Source organism: Mesorhizobium sp. M1D.F.Ca.ET.043.01.1.1 (assembly GCF_003952385.1).
GTDB lineage: Bacteria > Pseudomonadota > Alphaproteobacteria > Rhizobiales > Rhizobiaceae > Mesorhizobium.
In genome coordinates this window covers 5,092,428-5,107,292 of the sequence record NZ_CP034444.1, presented here as the reverse complement: position 1 = coordinate 5,107,292, position 14,865 = coordinate 5,092,428, and the positions used below count along the sequence as shown (strand labels likewise).

Annotated in this window: 16 protein-coding genes; 7 read left to right on the top strand and 9 right to left on the bottom strand. The window is 65.0% G+C overall.

The features are described 5' to 3' along the window. Positions 1–2 precede the first annotated feature (2 nt). Complete coding sequence (odc2, locus tag EJ067_RS24740) at positions 3–1,136, bottom strand: ornithine/lysine decarboxylase (RefSeq protein ID WP_126087816.1); 1,134 nt, start codon at positions 1,134–1,136, stop codon at positions 3–5. Positions 1,137–1,675: 539 nt separating this feature from the next. Here odc2 and EJ067_RS24735 point away from each other — a divergent pair. The 4 genes from EJ067_RS24735 (at position 1,676) to EJ067_RS24720 (ending at position 5,722) form a co-directional block, all read left to right on the top strand. After that, complete coding sequence (locus EJ067_RS24735; protein WP_126087815.1) at positions 1,676–2,875, top strand: amidase; 1,200 nt, start codon at positions 1,676–1,678, stop codon at positions 2,873–2,875. Between the two features lie 2 nt (positions 2,876–2,877). Then, positions 2,878–3,777, top strand: a complete 900-nt coding sequence (locus EJ067_RS24730; RefSeq protein ID WP_126087814.1) for a LysR family transcriptional regulator — start codon at positions 2,878–2,880, stop codon at positions 3,775–3,777. 88 nt (positions 3,778–3,865) lie between these two features. Further along, positions 3,866–4,534, top strand: a complete 669-nt coding sequence (locus tag EJ067_RS24725) for a DUF1007 family protein (protein WP_126087813.1) — start codon at positions 3,866–3,868, stop codon at positions 4,532–4,534. A 6-nt stretch (positions 4,535–4,540) separates the two neighbouring features. Then, positions 4,541–5,722: a nickel/cobalt transporter gene (locus EJ067_RS24720; RefSeq protein ID WP_126087812.1), complete on the top strand. Its 1,182-nt coding sequence runs from the start codon at positions 4,541–4,543 to the stop codon at positions 5,720–5,722. A 38-nt stretch (positions 5,723–5,760) separates the two neighbouring features. Here the strand turns inward: EJ067_RS24720 and denD are convergent, their stop codons facing one another. The 4 genes from denD to EJ067_RS24700 all read right to left on the bottom strand — a co-directional run bounded on the left by denD (position 5,761) and on the right by EJ067_RS24700 (position 8,749). Then, positions 5,761–6,735: a D-erythronate dehydrogenase gene (gene denD, locus EJ067_RS24715; RefSeq protein WP_126087811.1), complete on the bottom strand. Its 975-nt coding sequence runs from the start codon at positions 6,733–6,735 to the stop codon at positions 5,761–5,763. Then, positions 6,736–6,942 carry a hypothetical protein gene (locus EJ067_RS24710; protein WP_126087810.1) on the bottom strand — a complete coding sequence of 69 codons (207 nt, stop codon included), beginning with the start codon at positions 6,940–6,942 and terminating at the stop codon, positions 6,736–6,738. It abuts the gene before it with no gap. A gap of 51 nt (positions 6,943–6,993) precedes the next feature. Continuing rightward, a complete protein-coding gene (locus EJ067_RS24705) occupies positions 6,994–7,995 on the bottom strand; it encodes a cation diffusion facilitator family transporter (RefSeq protein WP_126087809.1) in 1,002 nt (333 codons plus the stop codon). A gap of 67 nt (positions 7,996–8,062) precedes the next feature. After that, the gene (locus EJ067_RS24700; RefSeq protein ID WP_126089729.1) at positions 8,063–8,749 is read right to left on the bottom strand and encodes a GNAT family protein; all 687 of its coding nucleotides are present in this window, start codon (positions 8,747–8,749) and stop codon (positions 8,063–8,065) included. Between the two features lie 101 nt (positions 8,750–8,850). Here EJ067_RS24700 and EJ067_RS24695 point away from each other — a divergent pair, with 101 nt between their 5' ends. After that, a complete protein-coding gene (locus tag EJ067_RS24695) occupies positions 8,851–10,035 on the top strand; it encodes a pyridoxal phosphate-dependent aminotransferase (RefSeq protein WP_126087808.1) in 1,185 nt (394 codons plus the stop codon). An 11-nt stretch (positions 10,036–10,046) separates the two neighbouring features. On the opposite strand, the gene EJ067_RS24690 is transcribed toward EJ067_RS24695, so the two are convergent. Then, positions 10,047–10,808, bottom strand: coding sequence for an SDR family oxidoreductase (locus tag EJ067_RS24690; protein ID WP_126087807.1), 762 nt, complete (start codon positions 10,806–10,808; stop codon positions 10,047–10,049). Positions 10,809–11,073: 265 nt separating this feature from the next. Next, complete coding sequence (locus tag EJ067_RS24685) at positions 11,074–11,802, bottom strand: tellurite resistance TerB family protein (protein ID WP_126087806.1); 729 nt, start codon at positions 11,800–11,802, stop codon at positions 11,074–11,076. A gap of 186 nt (positions 11,803–11,988) precedes the next feature. Here EJ067_RS24685 and EJ067_RS24680 point away from each other — a divergent pair, with 186 nt between their 5' ends. After that, positions 11,989–12,348, top strand: a complete 360-nt coding sequence (locus EJ067_RS24680) for a nuclear transport factor 2 family protein (protein WP_126087805.1) — start codon at positions 11,989–11,991, stop codon at positions 12,346–12,348. A gap of 17 nt (positions 12,349–12,365) precedes the next feature. Here EJ067_RS24680 and EJ067_RS24675 read toward each other — a convergent pair whose 3' ends face one another. Then, positions 12,366–13,295 carry a rhodanese-related sulfurtransferase gene (locus tag EJ067_RS24675; RefSeq protein WP_126089728.1) on the bottom strand — a complete coding sequence of 310 codons (930 nt, stop codon included), beginning with the start codon at positions 13,293–13,295 and terminating at the stop codon, positions 12,366–12,368. A gap of 159 nt (positions 13,296–13,454) precedes the next feature. Between EJ067_RS24675 and EJ067_RS24670 the strand changes: the two genes are divergently transcribed. Next, positions 13,455–14,093, top strand: coding sequence for a 2-dehydro-3-deoxy-phosphogluconate aldolase (locus tag EJ067_RS24670; protein WP_126087804.1), 639 nt, complete (start codon positions 13,455–13,457; stop codon positions 14,091–14,093). A 12-nt stretch (positions 14,094–14,105) separates the two neighbouring features. Here EJ067_RS24670 and EJ067_RS24665 read toward each other — a convergent pair whose 3' ends face one another. Then, on the bottom strand, positions 14,106–14,855 hold the full coding sequence (locus tag EJ067_RS24665) for an SDR family NAD(P)-dependent oxidoreductase (RefSeq protein WP_126087803.1): 750 nt from the start codon (positions 14,853–14,855) through the stop codon (positions 14,106–14,108). Positions 14,856–14,865 lie beyond the last annotated feature (10 nt).

The following is a 14,865-nucleotide window of genomic DNA, read 5'->3' as shown; positions in this document are numbered from 1 at the left end:
GCTCAGATCACATAGGATCGCAGCGGTTCGAAGCCGTTGAAGGCGACCGCCGAGTAGGTGGTCGTGTAGGCTCCGGTGCCTTCGATCAGCACCTCGTCGCCAATGGTCAGCGACAGGGGCAGCGGATAGGGCGTCTTCTCGTACATCACGTCGGCCGAATCGCAGGTCGGGCCGGCGAGCACGCAAGGCGCGGTCTCGCCGCCGTCATGCCGGGTGACGAGCGGGTAACGGATCGCCTCGTCCATGGTCTCGGCGAGGCCGCCGAACTTGCCGATGTCGAGGAACACCCAGCGCACGTTGTCGTTGTCGGCCTTCTTCGAGATCAGCACGACTTCCGACTTGATGACGCCTGCATTGCCGACCATGCCGCGGCCCGGCTCGATGATCGTCTCGGGCAGCGCGTTGCCGAAATGCTTGCGCAGGGCCGAGAAGATCGACTGGCCATAGGCCTGCGCCGCCGGCACGTCCTTCAGGTAGCGGGTCGGGAAGCCGCCGCCCATGTTGACCATCTTCAAGACGATGCCTTCCTCGGCGAGCGTCGCGAACACCTTCTTGGCATCGCCCAGCGCGCGGTCCCAGGCCGTGAGGTCCGTCTGCTGCGAGCCGACATGGAACGACACGCCATAGGCGTCGAGGCCAAGGCCCTTGGCATGACGCAGCACGTCGACGGCCATCGCCGGCACGCAGCCGAACTTGCGCGACAGCGGCCATTCGGCGCCCTCGCCGTCGGTGAGCACGCGGCAGAACACGCGCGACCCGGGAGCGGCGCGGGCGATCTTTTCGACCTCCTCGACGCAGTCCACCGCATAGAGGCGGATGCCGAGCTGGTAGGCGCGCGCAATGTCGCGCTCCTTCTTGATGGTGTTGCCGAAGGAAATGCGGTCGGCCGGCGCACCGGCGTCCATCGCCATCTCGACTTCGGCAACGGATGCGGTGTCGAAGGACGAGCCCATCGCAGCAAGCAGGCGCAGGATTTCCGGCGCCGGGTTTGCTTTCACCGCATAGTAGATCTTGGAATCGGGCAGCGCCTTCTCGAAGGCGCGGAAATTGTCGCGCACGACATCGAGGTCGACGACGAGGCAGGGACCGTTCGGACGTCGGGTGGCGAGGAAGTCAAGGATGCGCTGGGTGGCCATCGAGGTCGCTCCATCTGCGCCTTTCGGCGCGCACAAAGGCTGCGGAACGCGGGCGCTCAGCCTCGCGAACTCGCGGTGGACAAAGGCGGGACGGAAAATCCATGGAACCAGCCGGTGGAGACCCCGGAACCATGAATCGCCGTCTCGCGGCGGTGAACCTGGCCTTGCCCGCCTCGGTTCGCTTTGTCTGCCTTGGCTTGGATGGGAGAACCCCGTCCGCACTACAGGCAATGAAGGTGTGCCTCTTCAGTAACCCCGGTCTTTGGACGACCGGCAGACACCAGAAAGGCCCGCACCGTCGTTGCTTCAAGGTGTCCTCGGTCTTGTGGTTGGCCACTGACCGACTGGAGGGGTTGGCTCCAGTTACCTTACCGATTGCCCTCACCATTCGAGGATCGGCGGACACCCACAGGCACGTGCGACTTTGGGCAAGCGCGATATAAGAGCGAAGGGTTTCACAATCAATAAAAATCGTAAGCGCCGGTTGTAAAAATTCCGGCATCGAACAATGTTTGTGGACCGTATCCGGAAATCGAACGATGCCAGGCACCCACGGCCCTCTGAACGCCTTTCTCGATCTGCGCCAAATGCCCGTGGCCAATGCGCAATTGGGCCCGCTTGCCGGCCTGCGCCTGGCCGTCAAGGACATTTACGACGTCGCCGGCTATCGCACCGGCTGCGGCAACCCGCGCAAGTTCGAAGACGCTCACGCCGCCTCGCAGACGGCCGAGGCCGTGCAGATGATCCTCGACGCCGGCGCGCGATTCGTCGGCAAGACGCAGACCGACGAGCTCGCCTTCTCGCTGTTCGGCCAGAATTCGCATTTCGCGTTTCCGGTGAACGCGGCCGCACCCGACCGCGTGACCGGCGGCTCTTCCTCCGGCTCGGCCGCGGCGGTCGCCGGCGGACTTGCCGACATCGCCATTGGTTCCGACACCGGCGGCTCGATCCGAGCGCCGGCGAGCTTCTGCGGCCTGATCGGGCTGCGCACCAGCCACGGCCGCATCTCGCTCGAGGGCGCGATGAAGCTCGCGCCGAGCTTCGACACCTTCGGCTGGTTCGCCGACGACATCGAAACCTACGCGGCGGTCGGCAAGCTTCTGCTCGGGCGCGATCCTCACCAGCATCCGCTCGACCGCCCGCTGTCGATCCGCTGGCTCGATGCCTTCGTCTCCGGGCCGGCCGAAGCCGCCGAATATGCCCGGATGAAGGCATTGGCTGCCGGCGTCGTCGGCGTGCCGACCGAGACCGAATACGCCTTCGCCTCCTTCCCGGACGACCTCTACTGGTGCTTCCGCCGGCTGCAGGCCTTTGAGGCCTGGCAGGTGCATGGCAGCTGGATCTTGGCAGGCAACCATGGCCTCGGTCCAGGTGTCGACGAGCGTTTCGGCTTCGGCCGCACGATCGATGCCGGCACGGTTGCCATCGAGCGGGAACGCCGGCAGGTCTTCCGTTCCGAGCTCGGCGCTTTGCTCGGCAACAACGGCTTCCTCGTTCTGCCGACCGTTCCCGGCGCGGCGCCGCTCGCCGCGAGCACGCCGGAGCAATTCCAGGCCTATCGCGAAAGGGCGCTGCATCTTTTGTGCCTGGCCGGCCTGTCGGGTTTCCCGCAGATCACCTTGCCGCTCGGTTCCGTCGACGGCGCGCCCTTCGGCCTGTCGCTGCTTGGCCCTTCCGGCAGCGACGCCGCTTTGATACGGCTCGGCCGCAAGATTCTCGACGCGGCACGAAAGATCTGATCATGGACACTTTGACCCGTATGCGCGCCTTTATCGACGTGGTCGAGGCCGAAGGCTTTTCGGCCGCCGCGCGCAAGATCGGCCGATCGAAGGCGCTGCTGTCGAAATATGTGCGCGAGCTGGAGGACGAGCTCGGCGCGCTGCTGTTGAACCGCACGACCAGGCAGTTCTCGCTGACCGAAGCCGGCCACACCTATTACCAACGCGCCTCCGAGATCGTGCGCGAGGTCGACAGCCTGGCCGATGCCGTGCGCGAATCGTCCGGCGACGTGCGCGGCCGGATCAAGCTCTCGGCGGCGCGAACCTTCGCCGATGCGCCGATCGGACAGTCGCTTATCGACTTCGCCAGGCAGCATCCCGACATTGTGCTCGACATCCATCTCGATGATCGCTTCGTCGACCTGGTCGAGGAGGGTTTCGACCTCGCAGTGCGCATCTCGCGGCTTGAGAACTCGTCGCTGATCGCCAGGCGCCTGGGACCATTTTCGGTCAAGCTCTGCGCGTCGCCGGACCTGATTGCCAAGCACGGCATGCCGACGCGTCCGCAGGATCTCGCCAACATGCCGTGCCTGGTCGACACCAACGGCCGCTCGCTGGCCAATTGGCGCTTCAGGGGTGAGGGCGAGGAGTCCATGAGCGTCGCCGTCTCCGGCCCGATCGAGGTCAACAGCCCGATCGTGGCGCGAGCTGCTGCTGTCTCCGGCCTCGGCTTCGCCATGCTGCCGGATTTCATAGCTGCACCCGATATCGCTTCCGGCAAGTTGGTTACCGCGCTCAACGATCGCATCCTGTCGGGTACCGGCATCTTCGCCGTCTATCCGCACCGCCGCTATCTGCCCGCCAAGGTCCGCGTCTTCGTCGATTTCCTGGTGCAGTGGTTCAGGACGCGCGACACCGCCTGACCGGCCGGAGGCTGGCGGTCCCAATTTCGCCCCCTTTCTGACAACTCTCGGGGGTCCACTTTCGACGTCGATGGAATCGCGGCCCAGAATGCATTTGAGACGGCAAGCAACCATGCTGGCTTCGGCCCTTGCGGCGACATTTGCGGGGATCGAGCCGGCCGAGGTGCATCCGCATGTCTTTGCCGAAGCCCGCCTCGACGTGATCCTCTCCCCGGATCACCAAAGTGTGAAAGCGCTGCGCCATCTGTGGCGTTTCGACGATCTTTTTTCGAGTACGGTGATGATGGAGTTCGACAAGAACTCCGATCTGAAGCTTGACGACAACGAGCTCAAGGAAGTGGCCGACACCGTCCATTCCTCGCTGGCCGAGTTCAACTACTTCCAGTTGGTCACGCAGGACGGCAAGGATGTGCCCATGGTCCCGCCGCCGCATCTGATGGCCAATTTCGACAACGACCAGCTGATCATCCTGTTCGAGTCCGAACCGAAGACGCCGATCAAGCTCGCCGGCAAGATCGACATCGGCGTCTACGATCCGACCTTCTACACGGCGATCGATTTCACCGACGACGCCAACCTCACCGTCGAGGGCCTGCCCTCCAACTGCACCAAGAAGGTGGTCCGTCCCGATCCGGACGAAGCGATCAAGGAAAACCAGAAGACCCTGACGGAAGCCTTCTTCAACGATCCGACAGGCACCGACATGAGCAAGATCTTCGCCACCAAGCTCGAACTGAATTGTCCGCCAGAAGGATAACCGGTGATGAAACAGTCGCTGCGCTTGGCGCTCGGCCTTGCGGCCGCCACCCTGGTGATGACGCATCTGCCCGGCGTCGCGCATGCCCAGAGCTCGCTCGGCATCGGCACCAATGACGGCATGGCCCCGACTGCCTCCGGCCCGTTCGCCCATATCCTGATGTGGATCAACCTTCGCCAGCAGGAATTCTACCATTCGCTGGCAGCCGCGATGAAGGCGATGCGCCAGGATGGCAGCAAGCTCTGGCTGCTGGTCGGCCTCTCCTTCGCCTATGGCATCTTTCACGCCGCCGGCCCCGGCCACGGCAAAGCGGTGATCTCCTCCTATATGGTCGCCAACGAGGTGGCGCTGAGGCGCGGCATCATGCTGTCCTTCGTCTCGGCGCTGCTGCAGGGTCTCACCGCGGTCGTCGTCATGGTGCTTGCCTATTTCGTGCTGCGCGGCACCGCGGTGTCGATGACCGACGCGGCATGGTTCCTCGAAATCTCGAGCTTTGTGCTGGTGACCCTCTTCGGCGCCTGGCTGCTCTGGCGCAAGGCGGGTCCGGCCATCCTGCAGCTGTTCGGCGCCGGCCCGGCCTACAGTCTTTCGGCCGCCCATGCTGGCCATTCGCGTGGCAGGCATTCGCATGCAGGACACTCGCATGCTGACACGCATTCCCAGACATTGCACGCGCATCACGACCATGCGGCGCATGCGCACAGCCACGAGGCACACGATCACAGCGCGCACGATCACCACCATCACGACCACGCGGCGCACGACCATGATCACGCTGGGCATCATCACCATGGTCCGGACGAAGTCTGCGAGACCTGCGGCCATTCGCACGCGCCGGATCCGGCGCTGCTTTCAGGCGACCGCTTTGACTGGAAGACCGCCTGGTCGGCGGTGGCCGCCGTCGGCATCCGCCCCTGCTCCGGCGCGCTGATCGTCTTGAGCTTCGCGCTGCTCAACGGGCTTTGGCTCGGCGGCCTGCTGTCGGTGCTGGCGATGTCGATCGGCACCGCGATCACAGTGTCGGCGCTGGCGACGATCGCGGTGACGGCCAAGAACTGGGCGGTCTATTTCGCCGGCGACGGCCGCATCGGCAACCGCATCCACTCGATCGTCGAGATCGGCGGCGCGGCCTTCATCTTCCTGGTCGGGCTTCTGCTTTTGTCGGCCAGCCTGACGGGCGGCGTCTGATTTCAGGGCTGGCTAGCCAGGCCGGCATCACCTGAATATCAATGCACCTTTCCGCCCAGCTCGTCCTCGATATGGGCGCGGATGATCTCGTCGAAGTTACTTTCGGCGACGAAACCCAGTTCCCTCGCGCGTCTTGCCTCGAACCGCGTCGGCCAGCCCTTGACGATCGCCCAGACAGTTTCGTCGGGCTGCTCGCGGATCCGTTTGGCCACCTCGGCTCCGGCGATGCGCTCGAGCGCTTCGATCTGCTCGCCGACGGTGACGGCGACGCCCGGCATGGTGAGGTTGCGGCGTGGCCCGACCTTGTCGCCGTCGATTTCCGCAGCATGGATCAGGAAATTGACCGCCGAGCGCGGGCTGGCATGCGTGTGCAGCACCGAGCGCGGCACCGGCAGTATAGCCTCCTGGCCGCTGAGCGGCTCGCGGATGATGCCGGAGAAGAAGCTCGAGGCCGCCTTGTTCGGCTTGCCCGGGCGCACGCAGATGGTGGGCAGCCGGATGCCGACGCCGTCGAAGAAGCCGCGCCGCGAGTAGTCCGCCAGCAGCGCCTCGCCGATCAGCTTCTGCGTGCCATAGGAGGTGAGCGGTGTCGGGTGGAACTCGTCCGGGATGACTTCGGGAAACGGCGCGCCGAACACGGCGATCGACGAGGTGAAGACGAGGCGCGGCGCAAAGCCCGCCAGCCGCACGGCGTCGAGCAGCGCGCGCGTGCCGTCGAGATTGACGCGGTAGCCGAGATCGAAATTGGCCTCCGCCTCGCCCGAGACGATGCCGGCGAGATGGAAGATCACGTCCGGGCGGGAAGCGACGAGCGTGGCCGCTGCGCCGGGCGCGGAAAGGTCGCCGGTGTGGATCGAGACATCGACGCCTGCAAGCGTCGGCGCCTGCGGCGGCACGATGTCGTGCAGATCGAGCGCAGTTATCTTCCGCCCGCGCAGGGCGCCATCCTTGGCCAGACGCGCGACCAGCTTGCGGCCCACCATGCCGGCGGCACCGGTAATCAGAATTCTCATCTAGAGACCTTTCTTGCGCTGGCTGCGCCCGCGCAGCCACAGAACGACGAACAATCCCACCATGAAGATCGCGGCGATGATAGCCGCCAGGATCGTTGAGACCTTGCCGACGGCCAGCATTATGGTGGGCAGGAAATAGGCGGCGAGGCCGAACAGCAGCAGTATCCAGGCTGCGGCGATCGCCGCATTGCGCGTCTCGCGATCCATCAGCGGGCGCTCCGTGACTCTCGGCCGTTGAAGTTCATCGTCAGCCACGCATCAGTGATAGTGACGGCGATCGCGAGGCGCGTCATGCGCATGGTCGAGATCGTGATGGTGCTCGTGCTCGTCATGGCTGTCGGCGCAGAGTCCGAACTCGGGCTCGACGGTTGCGTGGGCGATGCCGTGCTCGGAAGCAAGCCGCTTCTTGATGGCGCTCACCGCCATATGCGGATCGACGCCGTCATTCAGGCAGGCATGCAAAGTCGCCATGTTGCTGGTGCCGTCAAGCGACCAGACATGCATGTGATGCACCTCGCGCACGCCCTTGACCGCGGCTTCCAGATCCTTGGCGATCAGGTCGCGGTCGAGGCTTGCCGGCACGCCTTCGAGCAGCACATGGGCGGCCTCGCGCATCAGCGACCACGCCGTCGACAGGATCAACAGCGACACCAGCACGGATAGGATCGGATCGATCGGCGTCCAGCCAGTCGCCAGGATTATGATGGCAGCGGCGATGGCCGCGGCTGAGCCGAGCAGGTCGCCCAGCACATGCAGGATCGCGCCGCGCATGTTGAGGCTCTCGCGGTCGCCGCCATGCAGCACGAAGAAGGAGGCGACGTTGACCATGAGGCCTGCCACCGCCACGACAAGCATCGGCCCGCCCAGCACCGGCGCCGGGTGCATCAGCCGCCCCCAGGCCTCGTAGACGATCCACAGCGCTATGACGAAAATGGCGATGCCGTTGGTGTAGGCGACCAGCGTCTTCACGCGCGCGAAACCGTAGGTGAGACGGCCGGTGGCTGGACGACCTGCGAGATGAAAGGCATACCAGGCGAGGCCGAGCGCGATCGAATCGGCGAGCATGTGGCCGGCGTCCGCGAGCAGCGCCAGCGAGCCGGTGAGCAGGCCGCCGAGCGCCTCCGCAACCATGAAGCCGCCGGTCAGGCAAGCGGCGATCAGCACCCGTTTCTGGTCGGTCGACCCATGCACATGGCCGGCGCCATGGCTGTGGTTATGACCCGCCGCGTGCAAGTCGTGGTCATGTGAGGCGTGCGCCATCGCGGAACTCCTATTACCCACCATGATCGTGCCCAAAAAGCGGTATCCCACCTTTCGGGATCATGGTCTACGCGCCGAACTCGGCGCGGAAATCCTCGAGCCGCCGCTTCTGGCGGCCTTCGCCATCGAAATTCGCCGGATCGAGCCAAGCCTCATAGGCCCTGCGCAAGGCCGGCCACTCCTTGTCGATGATCGAATACCACGCCGTATCGCGGTTTTCGCCTTTTACCACAAGGTGCTGACGGAAAATGCCTTCGAACTTGAAGCCGAAGCGTTCAGCCGCGCGTTTCGACGGCTCGTTGCGGTTGTTGCATTTCCATTCGTAGCGGCGATAGCCGAGCTCGTCGAAGGCATATTTCGTGAACAGGAACTGCGCCTCGGTCGCCTGCGGCTTGCGCGAGATCAGCGGCCCCCAATAGATGTTGCCGATCTCGATGACGCCGTTGGCGGCATCGATGCGCATCAATGTCTGGCGTCCCGCAACCTTGCCGCTCGCCTTGTCGATGACGGCGAAGAATAGCGGATCCTCGCTCGCCTCGACCTTGTCCAGCCATGGCTGGAAAGCGGCGCGGGTTTCCGGCGGATAGTCCGGCAGCCAGGCGAAGCGGCCGCCGGCATCCGACACCGACGACGCCTCGTAGAGCCCGTCGCCATGCTTCGCCGCGCTCAACGGTTCGAGCCTGACGGTGCGGCCTTCGAGCGCCTTGCGTTCCGGACGCGGGCGCGGCCGCCACTCTTTGAGACTTTCCGACACCCCAATATTTTCTGACACGGGGAACTCCAATCCGTTTGACTTTTCTCGACGGACGCTCACAAAAACGCTCGCCAACAGAAAGAACCACAGGGACGGGAAAAATGCTCCACACGATCGCGGCCTTCGACCGCCTCGGCGAGGAAAATGCGTTTGCGGTGCTGGCGCGAGCCACCGCGCTTGCCCATCAAGGCCGCGACATCATCAATCTCGGCATCGGCCAGCCCGACTTCAAGACGCCGCAGCACATCGTCGAGGCGGCGATCAAGGCGCTGCGCGACGGCCATCATGGCTATACGCCGGCCAACGGGCTGCTCGCCACACGCGAGGCGGTGGTGCGCCGCACGCTGACCACCACCGGCGTCGAGGTGTCGCCCGAAAACGTGATGATCCTGCCCGGCGGCAAGCCGACCATGTTCGCCGCGATCCTGATGTTCGGCGAACCGGGCGCGGAAATCCTTTATCCGGACCCGGGCTTTCCGATCTATCGCTCGATGATCGAGTTCACCGGCGCGGATCCAATTCCGGTGCCGATCCGCGAGGAGAACGGCTTTGCCTTCTCGGCCGAAGAGACGCTGGCGCTGATAACGCCGAAGACAAGGCTCCTGATCCTCAATTCGCCGGCCAACCCGACCGGCGGAGTCACGCCGCGCGCCGAGATCGAGAAGCTGGTCAAGGGCCTGGAAAAGCACCCTGAGGTCGCGATCCTGTCCGACGAGATCTACGACGTCATGACCTATGACGGCGAGAGGCATTGCTCGCTGCTCAACTTCCCGGAGATCCGCGACCGGCTGATCGTGCTCAACGGCTGGTCGAAGACCTGGGCGATGACCGGCTGGCGCATGGGCTGGTCGGTCTGGCCGAACGGCGAAAAAGGCGCCCATCTCTACGACAAGGTGCGCAAGCTGGCTGTGAATTGCTGGTCCTGCGTCAATGCGCCGAGCCAGTATGCCGGCATCGCGGCCATAGACGGCCCGCAGGACGATGTCGAAAAGATGATGCGGGCCTTCGACAACCGGAGGAAGATCGTCGTCGAGGGCCTCAACGCGCTCCCCGGCATTTCCTGCATCACGCCGAAGGGCGCCTTCTATGCCTTCCCCAACGTGTCGAAGACCGGTTGGAAGGCCAAGAAACTTGCTTCCGCGCTGTTGGAGGACGCCGGCGTGGCGCTCATCGGCGGCCCCGATTTCGGCGTCCTCGGCGAAGGCTATGTCCGGCTTTCCTACGCCAATTCCGAGGAGAACATCCTGCGCGCACTGGAGCGGATCGAGGCGTTCTTGAAGAAGTAGAACTTCAGCCCTCACCCGCGGCCGACGAACGGCATCTTCGTGGCCATCACGGTCATGAACAGGACATTGGCGTCGAGCGGCAGGCTCGCCATGTGGAGCACCGCGTCGGCGACGCGCTGCACATCCATCACCGCTTCGGCGGCGATCGAGCCATTGGCCTGCGGCACGCCGACCGTCATCGGCTGCGCCATCTCGGTCAGCGCGTTGCCGATATCGATCTGGCCGCAGGCGATGTCGAAGGGCCGGCCGTCGAGCGCCAGCGTCCTGGTCAAGCCGGTGATGGCATGCTTGGTCGCCGTATAGGGCACCGAGCCCGGACGTGGCGCATAGGCCGACACCGAGCCGTTGTTGATGATGCGGCCGCCCATCGGCTTTTGCCGGCGCATGACGCCGAAGGCGGCGCGGGCGCACAGGAACGAGCCGGTGAGGTTGACGCCCACGACATCGTTCCACACCTCGACCGGGATCTCGTCGATCAGCGTCGACTTGTAGCCCATGCCGGCATTGTTGAAGAGCAGATCGACGCGCCCGAACGCCTCCACCACCGTCTCGAACATGTCGTCGACCTCGCCCGGCTTGCTGATGTCGCAGGCAACGCCAAGCGCCTTGGCGCTCGTCTTCCCGGCTTCGGCTATCGCCTCTTCCAGCACCTTCTTGCGCCGGCCGCAAAAGACGGTGTTCCAGCCAGCCTTGAGCAGCGTCGTGGCGACGCTCTTGCCGATGCCGGTGCCGGCGCCGGTAACGATGGCGGTTTTCTCTTGCATGGCGGTCATCGTCGTCCCTCCCCGGTCGCTGCTGGAAGAAGACGTGGCATCGCAAATGATCGGGGTCGTGGCAAGCGGCTGTTGCCGACAAAAAGAGTGGGCCGACAAAAAGAGCGGGCCGACAAAGAGGGCGGTCATTGGCGACCGCCCCGATCTGAACCGCGCTTGGGAGGAGGATAAGCCGGTCCGACTGGTTAGAATGATGCGCTTGCTGGGTTAACGAAAGATTAACGACCGGCAAGCCGCCGCATGCGCGTTTACCAACCCGGATTTATCAGCGCGGATCGGATGCAGTTCCAGCCGGCACCTTGGCTGCCGAGACCGTCGCCTCGACATGATCGACCAGCGCGTCCGGCAAGCCGAGGCGCCCGGCGAGCAGGTCGAGATAGCCGCGCTCGGTGCGGGTGTCGGGATCGATGGTGAGGCGCGAGGCGGTGTAGAGCTCGAGCTTCTGCGCGTCGGTCTTGGCGCCCGCGATCAGCGCGTCGAGATCGAGCGGACGCTCGAGCTCGGCCATCAGGAACTTTTCCGCTTCCGCGCCGATGCCGGCAAGCTTGAGCTTGTCGGCTATCTTCTGCCGCTCCTCGTCATCGACATGGCCGTCCGCCTTGGCAGCCGAGATCATCGCCCGCACCAGCGTCAGGGTGAATTCGGCCTCGCCTTGCGGCGCCTGGGAAGGATCGAAGGCCGTGTCGGCCGGCGGCGGCAGCAGTTCCGGCTCGCCCGCGGCCGGCGTCTGCGCCGGTGCGTTGCCGTTCTTGTAGTTCTGGTAGGCCTTGTAGGCGAGGCCGCCGATCGCCGCCAGACCGCCGAGCTTGATGGCAGCGCCCGTCACCTGCCGTCCGGTACCGGTGCCGAGCAGCACCGCGGCCAGCGCGCCGGCGGCGAGCGGATTGTCCTTCGCCATCTGCACCGCCTGCCCCGCCTTGTCGCGAACGGTCGATCCCGTGCCGGGAATTTGCGAGCCGAGAAGGTCGTCGAGCAGCTTCTTGGGGTCGAGCATCAATGCCTCCAGAATTGGCCCGGCCGAATTCGCCCGGGCGGGTTTCGGACCGGCATGACGTAGGCCCCGCGTGCTGACATTACAATGACGGACGAGCGCTTTTGGCCCGATGCCGGAAGCCGATGTGTCGAAAGCTGCCGGCGCTTGGGTTAAGATCGCGGGCAGGTTTCCGCAGGAGCGATTTGAATGTCGGATGCAGCCAGTCGCGAGCCGGCGCACGATCCCCAGGATCTCGAGCGCATGCTGATCGAGCGGCAATGGGCCGGCGATATCGAAGGCATGCTGGCGCTTTTCGAGCAAGACGCGGTCGTCGACAGCGGTGCAGGCGAATTTACCCGCGGCCGCGAGGCGATCCGCGTGCTCTTCGAGAAAGGCTTGGCTGAGGGACGCAAATTCCAGCGCGGCGAGCAGCGCCCAGCCCTCGTCAACGGCGATCTGGCGCTCACCTCGACGAAACTGCCCGACGGCAGCGTAACGAGCGAGGTCGCCCGCCGGCAGGCCGATGGAACCTGGCTCTGGGTCATCGATCGCTATTCGGTGACCTGAGGCTCCAGCGATACGCCTCAGCTTCCGATGTGGCGCCGGTTGCCCCGCGCCTGCGCCAGTTCCACCTGGCGATGACGCTCCGCGTAGCGGGCGCGGTCTTCGTCGGAGCGCACCTCGAAGCAATGCGGGCACGAGACACCGACTGTGTATTTCGGTGACAGCCGGTCCTCGACGGTGAGCGGATGCCGGCAGGCGCGGCACAGCTTGGCTTCCCCTTCGGCCAGCCCATGCGACACGGATACCCGTTCGTCGAAGACGAAGCATTCGCCCTGCCACAGGGTCTCCTCAGCCGGCACGTCCTCGAGATATTTCAGGATGCCGCCCTTGAGATGGAACACGTTCTTGAAGCCCAGCGACTTGACGTATGCCGTCGCCTTCTCGCAGCGAATGCCGCCGGTGCAGAACATCGCCACCTTGCGGCCTTCGAGTTCATCCTTGTGCTCTTCGACCCAGGCCGGAAACTCGCGAAAGCTGGCGGTTTTCGGATCGACCGCGCCCTTGAAGCTGCCGATCGACACTTCGTAGGCGTTGCGCGTGTCGATCACCAGCGTATCGGCGTCAGAGATCAGCGCATTCCAGTCGGCCGGCGCGACATAGGTGCCTGCGCTGGTCGCCGGATCGAGGTCGCCGACGCCCATGGTGACGATCTCGCGCTTCAGCCGCACCTTCATGCGGTGGAACGGCATGTCGGCGGCGTTGCTGTATTTCACCTCCAGGCCGGCAAGCCCCTCGATCGCCTGGAGGTGGTCGATCAGCGCGGTGATCGCTTCCTCCCTGCCGGCCACCGTGCCGTTGACGCCTTCATGCGCCAGAAGCAGCGTGCCCTTGATGCCGCGTCCGCAGCAAAACGCGGCGAGCGGCGCACGCAGGGCCTCGTACCCATCGAGCCGCGCGAATTTGTAGAGCGCGGCGACGCGGACTGGCTGAATTTCTCTGCCTGTTGTCATGGTCATGCCACTAGACCGTGGTGAAAGCGGTTTCAAGGCAGAGGAGACTCGGGGGGTAACGCGACCCGCTGCGTGACATCGCGACACGCCTGGCTTCGTGGACTTGGGATACCCCTTCTGCTAATCGGTTGAAATCGACCGGAACGGAGAGACAAGCCAATGACCAGCAAGACCGAAAAGCTCCTGTCGCTCCTCGATGGCCAGCCGGTCATTCCGGTGCTCAAGATCGCCAACGTCGCCGACGCCGTGCCGCTTGCCCGCGCGCTGTCGCGCGGCGGCCTGAGGGCAATCGAGATCACGCTGCGCACCGCCGACGCGCTGGAGGCGATCCGCCGCGTCGCGGCCGAGGTCGAGGACGCGGTCGTAGGCGCCGGCACCATTCTCGATGCGAAGCAATTCGACGAGGCGGCCGCCGCCGGCTCGAAATTCATCGTCAGCCCCGGCATCACCAGCCAGCTTCTGGACGCGGCGAAGGACAGCCCCGTGCCGCTGTTGCCCGGCGCCATCACCCCCGGCGAGATCATGGCCGCGCGCGAAGCCGGCTTGCGCTTCCTGAAATTCTTCCCGGCCGAGCAATCCGGAGGCATCGCTTCGTTGAAAGCCTTTGCCTCGCCGCTCGCCGACGTGAAATTCTGCCCGACCGGCGGCATCACGGCCAAGAATGCCACCGACTATCTCAGCCTGCCCAACGTCATCTGCGTCGGAGGCTCGTGGGTCGCGCCCGACGATCTCATCAAGGCCGGCAAATGGGACGAGATCGAAGCGCTCGCGCGTGAGGCGGGCAAGCTCAGGAAGTAATTGATCCTCTGCTCACCAAGGCAGCGGACCGTTCTCATCGAAATAGCCGCCGGTTGGCCCTCCGGCATCGAGGGTCGCCAGGCGCACCACGATGTCGGCCGCCTGCTGCACCGTGCGGTGCCCTTTGTGCCCGTTGAGATCCGTCGCCGTGTAGCCGGGAGCAGCTGCGTTGACCGTGATGCCCATCGGCGCGAGTTCCCTGGCGAAGGCCACAGTGATGGCGTTGAGCGCCGTCTTGGAGCTGCCATAGCCCATGACATTGGGCGACTGGCTGTTGCCGGCCGCGCGCGCGAGCGATCCGAGATTGCTGCTCACCATGACGACGCGGGCGCCGGACGATGCCAGCAGCAGCGGCAGGAACGCCTGGGTGACGCGAACCGGGCCGAAGACGTTGACATCATAGGTGGCCTTGATGTCCGCGATGTCTTCCTGGCTCGGGGGCCGCTCGTAGCTGCCGTCCGGGCCAAGCGCCTCGACATACCCGGGCGCGATGCCGGCATTGTTGACCAGCACATCGAGACCAGGTGCTCGCGCGGCGAGGGCCTTGGTAGCAGCCGCGACGCTCTCGTCGCTTGCGACATCGAGCTCGAGCCACTCGACATCGAACCCTTCGCCGCGCAGCGCCTCCGCCGCAGCCGCGCCGCGCTCGGCATCGCGGGCGCCGAGCCAGACCTTGAACCCCAGGGCCGCCAGCCGCCGCGCGGTCTCGAGACCTATGCCCTTGTTTGCGCCGGTCACCAGCGCGTTCCTCTGTGTCGTCATATCCACGTCT